Annotated in this window: 7 protein-coding genes; 6 read left to right on the top strand and 1 reads right to left on the bottom strand. The window is 52.3% G+C overall.

Features of this window, described 5'->3' with window-relative positions; genetic code table 11:
- Nucleotides 1-19: 19 nt before the first annotated feature.
- The 3 genes from ACQ4M4_RS18165 (at nucleotide 20) to ACQ4M4_RS18155 (ending at nucleotide 5354) form a co-directional block, all read left to right on the top strand.
- Nucleotides 20-2785: a hypothetical protein gene (locus ACQ4M4_RS18165; RefSeq protein ID WP_430685863.1), complete on the top strand. Its 2766-nt coding sequence runs from the start codon at nucleotides 20-22 to the stop codon at nucleotides 2783-2785.
- Between the two features lie 404 nt (nucleotides 2786-3189).
- A complete protein-coding gene (locus ACQ4M4_RS18160) occupies nucleotides 3190-3801 on the top strand; it encodes a TRAP transporter small permease subunit (RefSeq protein WP_430685862.1) in 612 nt (203 codons plus the stop codon).
- 218 nt (nucleotides 3802-4019) lie between these two features.
- On the top strand, nucleotides 4020-5354 hold the full coding sequence (locus tag ACQ4M4_RS18155) for a TRAP transporter large permease (RefSeq protein ID WP_430685861.1): 1335 nt from the start codon (nucleotides 4020-4022) through the stop codon (nucleotides 5352-5354).
- A 36-nt stretch (nucleotides 5355-5390) separates the two neighbouring features.
- Here ACQ4M4_RS18155 and ACQ4M4_RS18150 read toward each other — a convergent pair whose 3' ends face one another.
- Nucleotides 5391-6533 carry a TRAP transporter substrate-binding protein gene (locus tag ACQ4M4_RS18150; RefSeq protein WP_430685860.1) on the bottom strand — a complete coding sequence of 381 codons (1143 nt, stop codon included), beginning with the start codon at nucleotides 6531-6533 and terminating at the stop codon, nucleotides 5391-5393.
- A gap of 255 nt (nucleotides 6534-6788) precedes the next feature.
- Here ACQ4M4_RS18150 and ACQ4M4_RS18145 point away from each other — a divergent pair, with 255 nt between their 5' ends.
- The 3 genes from ACQ4M4_RS18145 (at nucleotide 6789) to ACQ4M4_RS18135 (ending at nucleotide 13987) form a co-directional block, all read left to right on the top strand.
- Nucleotides 6789-7019 (top strand): hypothetical protein, encoded by a 231-nt coding sequence (locus ACQ4M4_RS18145; protein WP_430685859.1) that lies wholly within the window; start codon nucleotides 6789-6791, stop codon nucleotides 7017-7019.
- Nucleotides 7020-7588: 569 nt separating this feature from the next.
- On the top strand, nucleotides 7589-12001 hold the full coding sequence (locus ACQ4M4_RS18140; RefSeq protein ID WP_430685858.1) for a PAS domain S-box protein: 4413 nt from the start codon (nucleotides 7589-7591) through the stop codon (nucleotides 11999-12001).
- Nucleotides 12002-12208: 207 nt separating this feature from the next.
- Nucleotides 12209-13987, top strand: coding sequence for a response regulator (locus ACQ4M4_RS18135; RefSeq protein ID WP_430685857.1), 1779 nt, complete (start codon nucleotides 12209-12211; stop codon nucleotides 13985-13987).
- Nucleotides 13988-13999 lie beyond the last annotated feature (12 nt).

The following is a 13999-nucleotide window of genomic DNA, read 5'->3' as shown; positions in this document are numbered from 1 at the left end:
GAAGGACGAAAGAAGAGCAATGACGGGTTCAAGGTTTCGCATCGACTCACCGTTAGATCGGGAGGCCTCCGGCAGCATCACCATGTCGGAGGTGCTGGCGCTCCCGACCGAACAGCGCCGCGTCATGGTGTGGTTGATTCGGCAGGGAACGGTCACGCTGGCGGAGGTTGCCCAACGTTTGACCACTTCCGAGGCCAACGCCCAGGAGGTGCTGAATGCCTTGCTAGAGCAGGGCTACGTGCAGATTATTGCGCCCATGGCAGGGGTTGGCCCCGATACCCCGCTGCGCTATCGGGCTCAAACGATTCAGCGCCAACGGGCCTTCGCTACCGAGCAGTTGGTCACCCCGATTCCAACCCCGCTTGCCGTCATTCTTAGCGGCATGGGCGATGGCACCGCCACCCCTGGCGAAACGGTAGAACTGAGCGTTACCGTCACCAACAAAGGAGACGAGAGCGCCATCATTGATATTTTCTTGGATGATGTGGCGACCTCGCTGTACGCCTGGGTCTCCTCGCCCCAGGAGCGCTTGGCCCTTGGGCCTGACCAGAGTGGAGAGGTCGTCTTTCGCTTTCAAATTCCTGCAACGGCGCTGCCAGGACACCATCCGTACACGGTGGTAGTGGATGCACCCCAGCACTATCCCACTAGCCCACCGCTGCTGTTTGAAGAGAGCTTACAGGTGTTGCCCTCGGCCTATGAGCAAACTCAGACGGGAGATCCCACACTATTTTTGATGCCAGCGACGCGGGCAGGCAGCCCAGCCTCGCTACCACCGGGCGGCACGCTAGAAGTTCAGGTATGGGTGCATAATCGGAGCGATCGCGTCGATCGGTTTCGGTTGCGCTGCACCGACCTGCCGCCAGAGTGGTTAACCGTTACCTATCCTCAGGGGTTTCAGCAGGTTGGCCTAACGTTAGCTGAGCAATATTTAGACCTCAATCCTGGTGAGCAGGGCACGATCTTGGTCCTGGTTCTCGTGCCCCCTGGTACCCTGGCGGGCAGCTACGTTGGTACGCTTCAGCTGCAATCCGAAAATCAACCCCACCTGGCCCTTATGGATTTGCTGTATCTATCCGTACAGCCTGTCTATCAGGTCACGTTCCAATTTCGAACATTAGTGAGCCGGGTGCAAGATCAGCCAGGTATTTTTGTGGTGCAGGCCAGCAACCACGGCAATACCCCACGCCTGCTTCAGTTTCAGGCCATGCCGCTAGATGGGGGCGATCTGTGCACCTATACGCTAGAGCCACCCCAACTCAGCTTGCAGCCTCGCCAAACCCAAACGTTGCGCTTGTTGGTGCAGCCTAATCCACCCCGCAAGCGTCCGTGGCTGGGCGGCGGACGGCTCCTCAACTTTGCGGTAGAAGCGCAGGATGCGGAACATCACCCCCTGCCCGATGTGCCTATGCAGGGGTTCGTGATGTGGGAATCGCGCCCCTGGTGGCAGCTATTGCCGCTGGTTTTGCTGGCGGTGGGGGCTATGGCCACTCTGGTTTGGCTCATCTGGTGGGCGTTGTTTCGCCCGCCGGTTGTGCCCCGTGTGGTGCGGCTTGCCCCGTCTGATACCGAGTACTTTGTGGCAAATGATGATGCGGTGCGGCTGGATTTTCAAGTGAGTGATCCCCATACGGTTCAGTCGTTGGAGGTTGTGGGCCTGTCTACCGATGGCCAAATCATTAGCAATTCTGTGTCTTACGATGTGAGCCAGGGTTTGCCGCCTACGCTGGTGCCCTTTTGCACGCTCAATCGGGCTTTGTTGACGTGCCGCAATGTACTCACCGATGCTCGCCAACCGGGAGAGTATCGCTTTACGCTGACCGCGTTTCCTAAACCAGGACGGGGAAGTATTGCCCCTGCGACGTTGACGGCGGCTCCGGTGGCGATCGCCCCCTTTCCCACACCCGAAATTTTGGTGTTTGCCTCTAGCCAGCCTATCTATGCCGAAGCGCCGCCGCCTGAACCCGCTACGCCCCAGGCTCGTTCACCTCAATCCGCTACCGCTGCTCAAACCAGCCCAAATGCAGCCCCATCCACTTCCTACGGAATTCGCCTCAACTGGGCTATCTCCCATCCTGAGCGGGTGGCTGCATTGCAGCTCGTTGGTCGCGATCCCGAAGGAACCGTGGTGATGCCTGCGGTTGTGCTGAACTTGCGGAATGGCATTCCTCCAGAGCTGGAACCCTTTTGTACGATAGATACGCGCCTCGTTTGTCAGAATGTGCAAACCGGCTTTCGGCAGGCAGGCAGCTATATTTTTGAACTAACCGTGATTCCATTCGATGGGCCACCTCAAACCCCCATTGCCCAAACAACGCCGCCGATTCGAATTGATGCGCGGCCACCCCAAATCTTGCAGTTTTTAGTCAATGGGGAACCGATGCAGCCCAAATACCTTGTTCCGGTCGATCAGGATCAGTTGCCGCCACCTGTGGTGGTGTCGTGGCAGGTCGAGGCAAACCCCGGAACGACCGTAGCCCTGCTCCCTGTTCCTGGCAATGTTGCTCCTCAGGGTAGTCTTCCGCTTCCCCTCAGCCCGCAACCCAGCTCTACGGTGATTACGTTGCAGGTAACCAATCGTGCTGGAACTCAGGTGAACCGCTCATTTACGCTAGAAACCTTTGATCCCACGCCGGGAGATCCGGCAGCGGCCAATGGTGGCGCGGGTGCCGCTGGCGCAGCGGGCAGTGCGGCTCCACCGGCCCCCAGCGAGGTTCCCCTAACGGCTCCTCGGCCCTCGCAGCCAGGTAGCCTTGGCCCCAGTGAACTGCCGCCGCAGTTCTAGTTGGACGACTCAGGTCACGCCAGCTTTGACGCAAGGCTTGTTTGAACCTGAGTTTTGGATAAGCTGAAGTGCCCATTTTTGCGTGCGCAACGCGCACGCAAAAATGGGCTTTTCTGAAGTTTGCGCGCCGCGCAAACTTCAGAAAAGCCCTTAACCGAAACTGACGTTGTTTGAGGGTTATGCAGGTAAAAATGGGTGGGTACGGTGGAGTCGTCTTCTACAACAAACTCCACACATAATGAAATACACCAAATGGGCTTTGGCTGATTCAAAACTGACGTTAACTGGCCGTGCTCGTTGACAGAAGTTAAGTTCCGCAGAGCGATCGCTCTTGGGCAAATCCAAACCTGATATTATCGACCCACACGATAGCCCTTGATGAATGAATCGATAAGGTTTAGACGTTGCTAAATTCTGGATGGATTCGACGGCTGTTGCAGGTTTCTGCAGCGATTGATGCCTTCATTGAACCGATTGGTAAACTGCTGAATTGGCTGGTATTGATAACGCTGGCGGTCGGCTTCTACAACGTTGTTGCCCGCTACATTGGCCGCTTTTTGCAAATGCAGCTATCATCCAATGTTTTTATTGAGCTGCAATGGTACTTGTTTTCGATCACGTTTCTCCTGAGCTTTCCCTATGTGCTCAAGCATGGAGCCAATGTTCGGGTTGATTTTTTAGAAATCAATTGGAGCGATCGCCGAAAAGCCTTGGTTGGCTTTTGGGGAACGGTGCTATTTCTCATTCCATTTTGCCTGTTGGGACTGTGGGTCACGTTTAACCCCGTGTTGCAATCGTGGGGCTTATTGCCCGATGGTAGCTGGGGCCGCTGGGAAATTTCGCCCGATGCCAACGGCTTGCCCAGAGCGCCCATCAAGTCAATGCTGTTGGTGTCGTTTACGCTGCTGTTGTTGCAGGCTGTTTCTCACGCGATTCAGTACTGGGCGGTGTGGGCAGGCTACCGATCCAGGTTGCCCGGTGTTGCTGAAAATTCGGAACTGACGCCCCTAGAGTAGGTAACACCCGTTGAAAACCTATCCCGCGATACCTGAGATTTGATGACTCCGTTGACACAAATCATTCACCAACAAATCATTCACCAACAAACGTCTGTTTATTCAGGATAAGTAATCAGCCATCGTCAAAGATAAAACCCTAAAACCCTGTGCGGACGGCACAGCGGGCTACACAGGGTTTTAGGGTCTGGGTTTTAATGGTGTCGAGGTACTGAGATATGGGTTACGAATGGTTGGCGATCGCAATGTTCGTTGGCTTCTTCATCATTTTGTTGAGCGGCTACCCGGTCGCCTTTTCATTTGCAGGAACCGGATTAGTATTTGGCCTGATTGGCTGGTTTGTTGGAGCCTTTGAACCCGCACGGTTGCTGCTGTTATCCAATCTGTGGTTCGGCACCATGTCGAACTTTACGCTGTTGGCGATTCCCTATTTCGTATTTTTGGGGGCTGTGCTGGAAAAGTCGGGGCTGGCCGAGGAACTGCTGGAAACCGTGGGTGTGTTGCTCGGGCCAGTGCGGGGCGGCATGGCCCTGGCCGTTGTGCTGGTGGGCACGCTGCTGGCCGCTACGACGGGAGTTGTCGCGGCCACGGTCATTTTGATGGGGCTACTGTCGCTGCCCATTATGCTGCGCTATGGATACGACAAAGAACTGGCCTCTGGCATTATTGTTGCATCGGGAACCCTGGCCCAGTTGATTCCGCCCAGCTTGGTGCTGGTGGTGCTGAGTGACCAGATTGGGGTTTCGGTGGGCGATCTGTTTTTGGGGGCGTTGATTCCGGGGCTGTTGCTCGCTGGAGCCTATGCGCTGTATGTATTGGCGATCGCCTTTTTCAAGCCGAGTGTGGCTCCAGCCCTGCCGGTTGAAATGCGCCGTTTGAGCGGAAGAGAGTTGGCCCTTCGTGCTGTTCGGGCGATCGTACCTCCGATTCTGCTCATTTTTTTGGTGCTGGGCAGCATTTTCTTTGGGTTGGCAACCCCCACCGAAGCCGGAGCCGTGGGAGCGGTTGGAGCCTGTGCCTTAGCCGCGCTAAATCGTCGCCTCACCTACAAGCTGCTGCAAGATGCCGCCCACGCCACGGCCCGCGTGACGGGTGTTGTGCTAATTATTTTGATTTGCTCGTCCTTTTTTGGCCTGGTGTTCGATGCGCTGGGAGGCAAAACGCTGATCACCAATCTGTTGGTGAACCTGCCGGGTGGGTACCTGACGTTTATTCTGGTGGCCAACATCACGATTTTTTTGCTGGGGGTCTTTCTCGAATTCATCGAGATCTGCTTTATCGCTTTGCCGCTGCTGGTGCCTGCGGCTCAGGCGTTGGGGCTGGATATGGTGTGGTTTGGCGTGGTGATGGCCCTCAACTTGCAAACGGCGTTTATTTCGCCTCCAGTTGGCTTTTCGCTGTTCTACCTGCAAAGCGTGGCGCCTAAATCGGTCTCCACCAAAGAAATACACCGTAGCGCATTGCCGTTTATGGCGATTCAGGTGGCGGTGCTTATCCTTGTGATTCTCTTTCCACAAACGGTCAGTTGGTTGGTTGAGCGATCGCTTCAGTAATCGCCCAACCCAACAGCGGCTACATTTGAGGATGGGTTACGAAATCTTGGAGTACACAAACTGCTCGAAACTGCCCTGGTTCAGCTTATTCCAGGCATAAACGCGATCGCGGAATTGTCGCCAGTCTTCGTAAATGGCCTTAAAGTCAGCATCTTGTGCGGCAAACTCATCGTAAAGCGCAAACGTTGCCTCATACGCGGCAGACATAATCTCATCGCTATATCGCCGTAGCTCTACCCCGCTGATTACCAGTCGTTGCAGGGCCTCGTTGTTTACATTCTCGTAGCGAGACAGCATTTCCAAATTCGCCTCAAATGCTGCCGTTTGCACAATGTCTTGATAGGCTTGGGGCAACTTGTTCCACTCGTTCAGGTTAATTTGCACTTCTAAGGTGCTACCAGGCTCCCACCAGCCGGGGTAATAGTAATACTGCGCCACCTTATTTAGGCCCAGCTTTTCATCGTCGTAAGGCCCCACCCACTCTGCCGCATCGATCGCCCCAGTTTGCAGGGCTTGAAAGATTTCGCCACCGGGCAGCGTTTGCACCGTCACCCCCAGTTTGCTCATTACCTGTCCACCCAAGCCGGGAATGCGCATTTTGAGACCGCTCAAGTCAGCAATTGTCGCAATCTCTTTGCGAAACCAGCCACCCATTTGGGCTCCAGTATTTCCCGCCGGAAACTGAATCACGTTGAACTTTTTGGCGTAAAACTCCTGAAGCTTTGCTAAGCCACCGCCATCATATAGCCACGCATTTTGCTGCTGCGGGGCAAAGCCAAACGGCAAGCTAGCTCCAAAACCCATCACAGGACTTTTGCCCACGTAGTAGTACGAGGCCGTATGCCCACAGGGGACAGCACCTTGTGAAACGACGTTTAGCACTTCCAGCGGGGGGGCAATTTCTCCGGCAGCGCGGGGCGTAATGGTAAAGCGCCCCCCGCTCATTGCCTTCACCCGTTCTGCAAATGTTATGGCACCGCCCAAAATGGTATCCAGCGAAGCGGGCCAACTGGTCGCCATTTGCCAATCGATTCTAGGAAGGTCCGAATCGCTGGCGGCTCCGGTTGTGGCAACGGTTCCTGCATTGGTGGTGGGGTTTTGGCTGCAGGCCACCAGGCTGGCTGCACTGGCGGCGGCGGCTCCGTAGGTTGTGGTTTTCAGTAATTGCCGACGTTTCATGTCATGTTCCCTTTAAAAGTTTGTGCAAACGAAATAAGGGGCAGAACTGACGCACGTTATTCAGGGTTTTGAGGTTTGAGATGTTGGGTGGGCAATCTCCCGGAATATCACTCAACTGCGCTAGTCCTAAAGGAAATTAGACTTCCTGCATAACCTGTGGCGTGGCAAGGCCACACTATGAGTCATGATTCAACCAGCCATTCGTGCAGGAGGCCTATGAAAGCTGCGGATGATTGTCGGACAAATTGAGGGTCAGTGGGGCAGTTATTAGGAAATCGTAAGCTTCGGGTGGTGGGCGAGGTGGGCGATCGCAGTGGAATTGAAGGGCGAGATTTATTGCGTTGTGGGGTTCGCAATTGGCGGCCAGGAATGTTGCTGTTGGCTGCGTTGTCGGCGTATGGTTTTGGTGCGTCATGGAATTGGGTACGGGGAAAAGTGCCGCAGTCACCCACGGAAAACCTCAAGGCGATCGCTCGTGAGATATAGCTCGATTTCCCAGTCTGGCTGCTCTGCCCGGTGAAACCCAACGGGTGCATGAATCTGGAATGGTGTCGGTAGCGGGTTGTTTAGCGACCCTCAAGAGTTCCTCAACAGCGATTGCTAAGATCGGTTGAAACTAGACGAAAAGGCTATTTTGAAGAGAGGGTGATAAATCATGGTGCTTTATATGTCTTGATGAAAAAGTGAAAAAGATTCCGATTCAATTTGCGGTTCTAGCGCGGGAGTTGGGCAACTTTACACTATGAGGTGTGGGCTGTTGGGATGAATGCTGCGAAGAGACGCTTTTTGTGGAAACCTATTTTTGAGCTTTCAAGGCATTCGTTAGAACGCCAAGGTCTGTCAGTTGGTGTTCGCGAGCGCTCACAATTCATGCAGGCGACCTAATCCCACGAAACCAGCCTTGACTTGCTCTTGTTGATACATGTTCACTCATTTTTACGTTGATATTTCACGCTTCTTCCGTTCCTCATCACCTGAGTCGGCTGTGATCGCCCATAAGCCAGCACAAGCCTTGTTGCACCCAGCTTCACAAACTGCTTAGGAGATGAGTAAGGGTGGAATTTGAACGCCATTCGCGATGGGCTTACTGGCTCAACAAGATTTCTCGCTATCGGTGGCTGCCACTGGTATTGGGACTTGTCGCCACAATAGCGGTGCTGGGCCTGTGGCAACAACTGCTGGTCTACGAGGGGCTCCATCTCCAAATGCTAGTGCGGCAAGAAGCCCAAGCTGTAAAGTCGGAGCTGAGCCAGGAACTGTCATCGCGGATATTGGCACTGGAGCAAATGGCCAGCCGATGGCAAACCAGTGGGGGTACCCCCAAGGTATTGTGGGAGGCGGATGCGGCCAACTATGTGCAGGATTTTTATGGATATCAAGCGATTGAATGGGCCGATCCTGCCTTTCGGGTACAGTGGCTGGTGCCGCTCAAGAGCAATGAAGAAGCCCTTGGGCTTGACCTGGCTCAAGAACCGCGCCGCCAAATTACCCTGGTGCTAGCCCGAGATTTGCGACAAACCATCTTAACTCGCACTGTTTCGCTGGCTCAGGGAGGACAGGGCTTTTTGGCGGTGGTGCCTTTGTTTATCAATGATGGAGCGAGTCCTGACCCGAGCGATGGAACAAAGGCGAACTTGGGCGATCGCTTTGACGGTGCCATCATTGGCGTTTTTCGGTTTCAAGCGCTGTTTGACAGCATCTTAAAAATTTCACCTCGTTACCAGGTGCAAGTGTCTGACCAACATGGCGTCATCTACAGCCAGTTCAGTAGCCAGTTCAACGACGGTTCTCATGCTCGCTTTGCAGAAACTGTTGTGATTCAAACCTATGGAATTGACTGGACAGTGCGAGTGTTTCCCACGGCGGCTCTCATGTCGGAGGGGCGATCGCTGTTGCCAACGGTGGTGTTGTGGGGTGGCACCGCAGGTGCATGGATCTTGGCCCTAATTGTTTACCTGGCGCAGCGTTCGCAACAGTACTTGCGCGCAGCCACCAAAAATAACCAGCGCCTTCAGCAAGAACTGGGCGAACGGCAGCGTATTGAACGAGAGCTGCGAGACAGCGAGGCTTCAATTCGGCATCTCTCGGCTCGGTTAGAGCTGGCTGTGCAGGCAGCGGGCATTGGCATTTGGGATTTGGACACAGTCAGCGATCGCCTGATTTGGGATGACCAGATGTATCGGCTGTACGGCCTCAAACCAGCGGAGTTTGCAGGAGCCTACGATGCCTGGGCCAACGCCATCCATCCCGATGATGCTGACACCATCAATGCCGCATCACAGCACGCCCTGCACAGCAAACCTGACTTTGAAGCTGAGTTTCGCATCCTGCATCCTAATGGCGCGATTCGCTACATCCAGACCTACGCCATCATCCAACGCGATGCCCAAGGCCGCGCCCAGCGCATGATTGGGGTCAACTTCGACATTACCCAGCGCAAACAATCTGAACTTGCATTACACATTTCCCAAGCGCGGTTTGCAGGCATTGTCGAAATTGCCAGTGATGCCATCATTACGGTTGATGCCGATCAGCGCATTACCCTGTTCAATAACGGTGCCGAACGCATCTTTGGCTACGAGGCTGAAGAGGTGTTGGGGCAACCTTTGGCACTGTTATTGCCTCAACAGTTTATTCAAGCTCATCACCAGCATGTTCAGCGGTATGCGGCCAGTGACAGTCGGGCGCGACCCATGGCCCACCGAGGTGCAATTTACGGACGCCGCAAAGATGGCACCGAGTTTCCGGCAGAGGCTTCTATCTCTAAGCTGGAGCTGAATGGTGAAGTCACATTCACCACGTTTCTACGAGATATTACAGCGAGACAACAGGCAGAAGCGGCGATCGCCCGGCTTGCAGCCATCGTTGAATCGTCTGAAGATGCGATCGTCAGCCAATCATTAGACGGGCTGATCGAAAGTTGGAACAATGGAGCAGAAAAAGTCTTTGGCTACACCGCAAAAGAAATGATCGGGCAGCCAATTACACGCCTAATTCCCGAAAGTAAGTTAAACGATGAAGTTCAAATTCTAAAACAGATTTTAGAAGGCAAGTATATTCAGCATTACGAAACGCAGCATCAACGAAAAGATCACTCGTTGGTTGATCTTTCCATCAGCATTTCTCCAATCAAAGACGTCAACGGTACCGTCATCGGCGTTTCCAAAATTGCACGAGACATTAGCGAACGGGTCAAGATCGAAGCAAAACGCCATCAAATTGAAGAAGCATTACGCCGGAGCGAAGCCACCAAACAAGCCATTATTCAGGCCATTCCCGATCTCCTCATTCGCATGCAACCCAATGGAGACTGCGTTGAGTTTTATGCCAACGGTAGCTTTAACCTCATCAACCCGGCTCAAATTTGTGGGCCAGCCAACATTTATGAGGTCATGCCCTATGCCCTTGCCCAGTTACGCGCACACCACATCCAACAGGCTCTCGCCACTCGCCAGGTTCAGGTGTATGAACAAGTCATTGATGCTGAAGGAAAGACACGCTACGAGGAAGTCCGTATCGCGCCGCTATCGCAGACCGATGTGTTGGTTATGGTGCGAGACATTACCGAGCATACGCGCTCCGAAATGGCCCTAAAGCTGAGTGAAGAACGTCTACATTTAGCATTAGAAGCATCCAGGGATGGTTTATGGGATTGGGATCTTGCCACGGGCATTGTTTACCTTAGTGCTTACTATCAAGAGATGTTGGGCTATGCCCCCAACGAACAGATCATGGATGTTGACGTGTGGGAAAGCATGATTCATCCGGAGGATAAGCCATGGGTGTTGGAAGGATTGCAAAACCATCTTCAAGATCATTCCGTGCAATATGCCTTTGACTATCGGGTGCGGTGTAAGTCGGGCGAGTGGAAATGGATTGCTGACTATGGCAAGGTTGTGGCACGAGACGGGCAGGGAAATCCGCTGCGGATGATTGGAACTCGTAAAGACATTAGCGATCGCAAGCAAAAAGAACTAGATTTGCAGCAAGCAACGACAGCCGCCGAGGCCGCAAATCTAGCAAAAAGCATGTTTTTGGCCAACATGAGCCACGAACTGCGCACGCCGCTCAATGTCATTTTGGGCTTTACCCAATTGATGAGCCATGATCTATCCCTGTCGGCCAGCCACAAAGCCGATTTGCAAACCATTCAGCGTAGCGGCGACCATCTGCTGAGCTTGATTAACGATGTGCTGGATTTATCCAAAATTGAAGCAGGGCACGGCATTTTGGAAGAAGCTACATTTGATCTTATTTCGCTGTTGCACACCTTGCGCATCATGATGGCAGAACGCGCAAAAGCCAGAAGCATCCAACTACAATTTCACATTGCGCCAGAGGTGCCCCAATTTATCATTGCTGACGAACAAAAGCTGCGGCAAATTTTGCTGAATCTCTTGAGTAACGCCATTAAATTTACCCATCAAGGTCGGGTGACGTTGCGAATTGGCGTGCGTTCTGATGGTTTGAACCGAAGCGATTCACTTTCTCATTCATCGTCGTCCCTCATTCTATGTTTTGAGCTATGCGATACGGGAATTGGCATTGCTACAGAGGAACTGAACACCATTTTTGATGCGTTTGTTCAAGCAGAGGCAGGCAAAAAAACGGTTAGTGGTACGGGGTTAGGGCTCACGATTAGCCGTAATTTATTGGAGCTGATGCATGGAGAAATTTCAGTGGAAAGTGTGCCTCAGGTGGGGAGTACCTTTCGCTTTTCGATCCCTGTGGGTTCTGCCAGTGGCATTGAGGCTGACCTTGCCCAACTGGAACGGCCTGTGGTTAGCTTGGTTCCGGGGCAACCCCATCGCCGCATTTTAGTGGTGGATGACCAGCGAGAAAATCGGCTCATGCTGGTGCGGTTGCTCACTCAGTTGGGGTTGGATGTTCAGGAAGCGGCAACTGGGTACGAAGCGATTAGCATTTGGCAAGACTGGCACCCCGATTTGACGTGGATGGATATTCGAATGCCCGGTTTGGATGGATACGAAACAACGCGGCAAATTCGGGCTCTGGAGCAGGGTCACGCAAGTATCATCATTGCATTGACGGCTCAAGCGTCGCAGAGCGATCGCACCTTGGCGTTGGCTGCGGGCTGCAACGATTACATGAGTAAACCTTTTCGAGAAGAGACTCTATTCCTCAAATTGAAGGAATACCTGGGGTTGGAGTTTCGCTATGCCGAACCGGACGATGCCGTTGCATGGGGAGATGTTGATGTAACCCGTTCCACTCCATTTGATGCCAATTTGCTGGCTCAGCTGCCTGCAGAGTGGTTGGCAACGGTAGAGCATGCAGCGATTTGTGGCAATGATCGAGCCATTATGGAGCAAGTGTTGCAGTTGCCGCCAGAGTTGACTCCGTTTGGAACCTTGCTCGCAGAGCTAGCCCAGCAATTCCAATTCGAACAAATTATTAACATGCTGCATGCTACACCACCTGCATCCTCATTCACCGATTTCTGTTGATTGAAGCCTTCAATAGGTTTTATGTTTGAGTCTTACACCGTCTTTGTTTTAGGGATTTAACTTCAATATTTTATCTTTCATCGATCTCTCAACCCGAATTCACCCTTCCCATAATTCAACTCGACTGATTCAAGCAATGACCTCTTTTGGCTGCCCTGTTCAATTTCAAGCGATCGCACCCCTATTGCAGACTAAAGAGGGGTTGAAATGACGACTGTCATGTCAGCCACGTCTGAAATTAAGATTCTGGTTGTGGATGATACACCCGATAACCTTCGGCTGTTAGCCAAGATACTGGAAGCGCAAAACTACACAGTCTTTAAGTCCCTCAACGGTAAGATGGCGCTTCAGGCGGCCCATCGCAACCCACCCGATCTCATTTTGCTAGACATTAACATGCCCAACCTGAACGGTTATCAGGTGTGTCAGCAGTTAAAGGCATCAGAAGTGACGGCGAATATTCCAGTCATCTTCATTAGTGCGATGAATCAGGCGAGTGATAAGGTGCGTGCGTTTGAACTGGGCGGGCAAGATTACATCACCAAACCATTTCAAGAGGCCGAAGTTCTGGCTCGGGTCAAAAACCAAATCCTAATTCATCAACAAAAAAGACAGCTTCAGCAAGAAATCGAAACTCGTCAACAAGCGGAAGCAAAAATTTGGCGGTTGAATGCTGATTTGGAACGGCAGGTTCATAAGCGAACCCTCGAACTTCAGCAGTCGTTGAGTTTTGAGGTGGCGCTGAAGTCGATTTCCGATCAAGTTCGCGATTCTCTAGACCAACACAAGATTTTGCAAGCATCCGTCGAGACTTTGGCAAAAGCCTTAGAAGTGGACTGTTGCCATGCGGCTCTGTATCGAGCAACCCACTCAACTCCCATGATGCGCTACCAGTGGGTGCGACCTGGTGCTCAGTTCATGTCAGGGCAAGTCTTGCATCCGTCCGATTTTCCTGGGCTCTACGACCAGCTTCAGCAGCGGATGGCTTTTACGTTTTGCCAGCCTCAACTCGATGCGGCTGTGCATCCGTCTGCAATTTTGGCGTGCCCTATTTTTGATGATCAGGTCGATGAAATTGGTATTTTAGGAGAGCTTTGGCTCTTTCGCGATATTCATTCCAGTTTTGGTGCGATGGAGATGAATTTGGTTCAGCAGGTCGCCAACCAGTGTGCGATCGCGCTACGACAGGCTCGGCTCTACGAAGCTGCCCAAGCCCAAGTGCAAGAGCTACAGCGACTCAACCAACTCAAAGATGACTTTTTGAACACCATCTCTCATGAATTGCGAACCCCGATCGCTAGCATGAAAATGGTGCTGAATTTGCTAACGACACTCATCCAAGAACCACAAGACCTGGCCGAACCTGCCTCAGTTGCTTCAATCCGAGATATCAAAATCGTTCAGTACCTTCAAGTATTAGAAGAAGAGTGCGATCGCGAGCTTGCCCTGGTGGAAGATATCTTGAGCTTGCAGCACATTGAAGCAGGAATCTATACCGTTCAACCCACACCACTTTATCTACAGGATTTTATTCCCCACTTGATTGAGCCCTTTGAGGCACGAGCCCAGAACCAGCAGCAGAAACTGGAAATTTCAATTGCTCCTAATCTGCCAAGCCTGAACTTAGATCCCAAAAGCATCACTCGCATTATGACAGAGCTGCTAACCAATGCATGCAAATATACACCTGCAAATGAAACAATTTCGGTTTCAGTGATGATGTCTCACATGAAGATATCAACTCATCTTGTGGACTGTGTGCAGTTTGTTGTGACAAATACAGGAACAGAAATTAAGGCCAAGGAGCTGACCTGCATTTTTGATAAGTTTTATCGTATCCCGAGTAATGATCCTTGGAAACATGGCGGAACAGGATTGGGATTAGCCCTCGTCAAAAAACTGGTGGAACAAATGAATGGACAAATCTCCGTAGAAAGCACAGCAGCATTGACAATGTTCACCATTCAAATACCTGTTGAATGGTAAATCTAGATCAAT

This window comes from Leptolyngbya sp. AN02str, from assembly GCF_050565595.1.
GTDB lineage: Bacteria > Cyanobacteriota > Cyanobacteriia > Elainellales > Elainellaceae > Kaiparowitsia.
The sequence above is the reverse complement of the archived record's forward strand: the minus strand, read 5'-3'. Positions and strand labels throughout refer to the sequence as shown.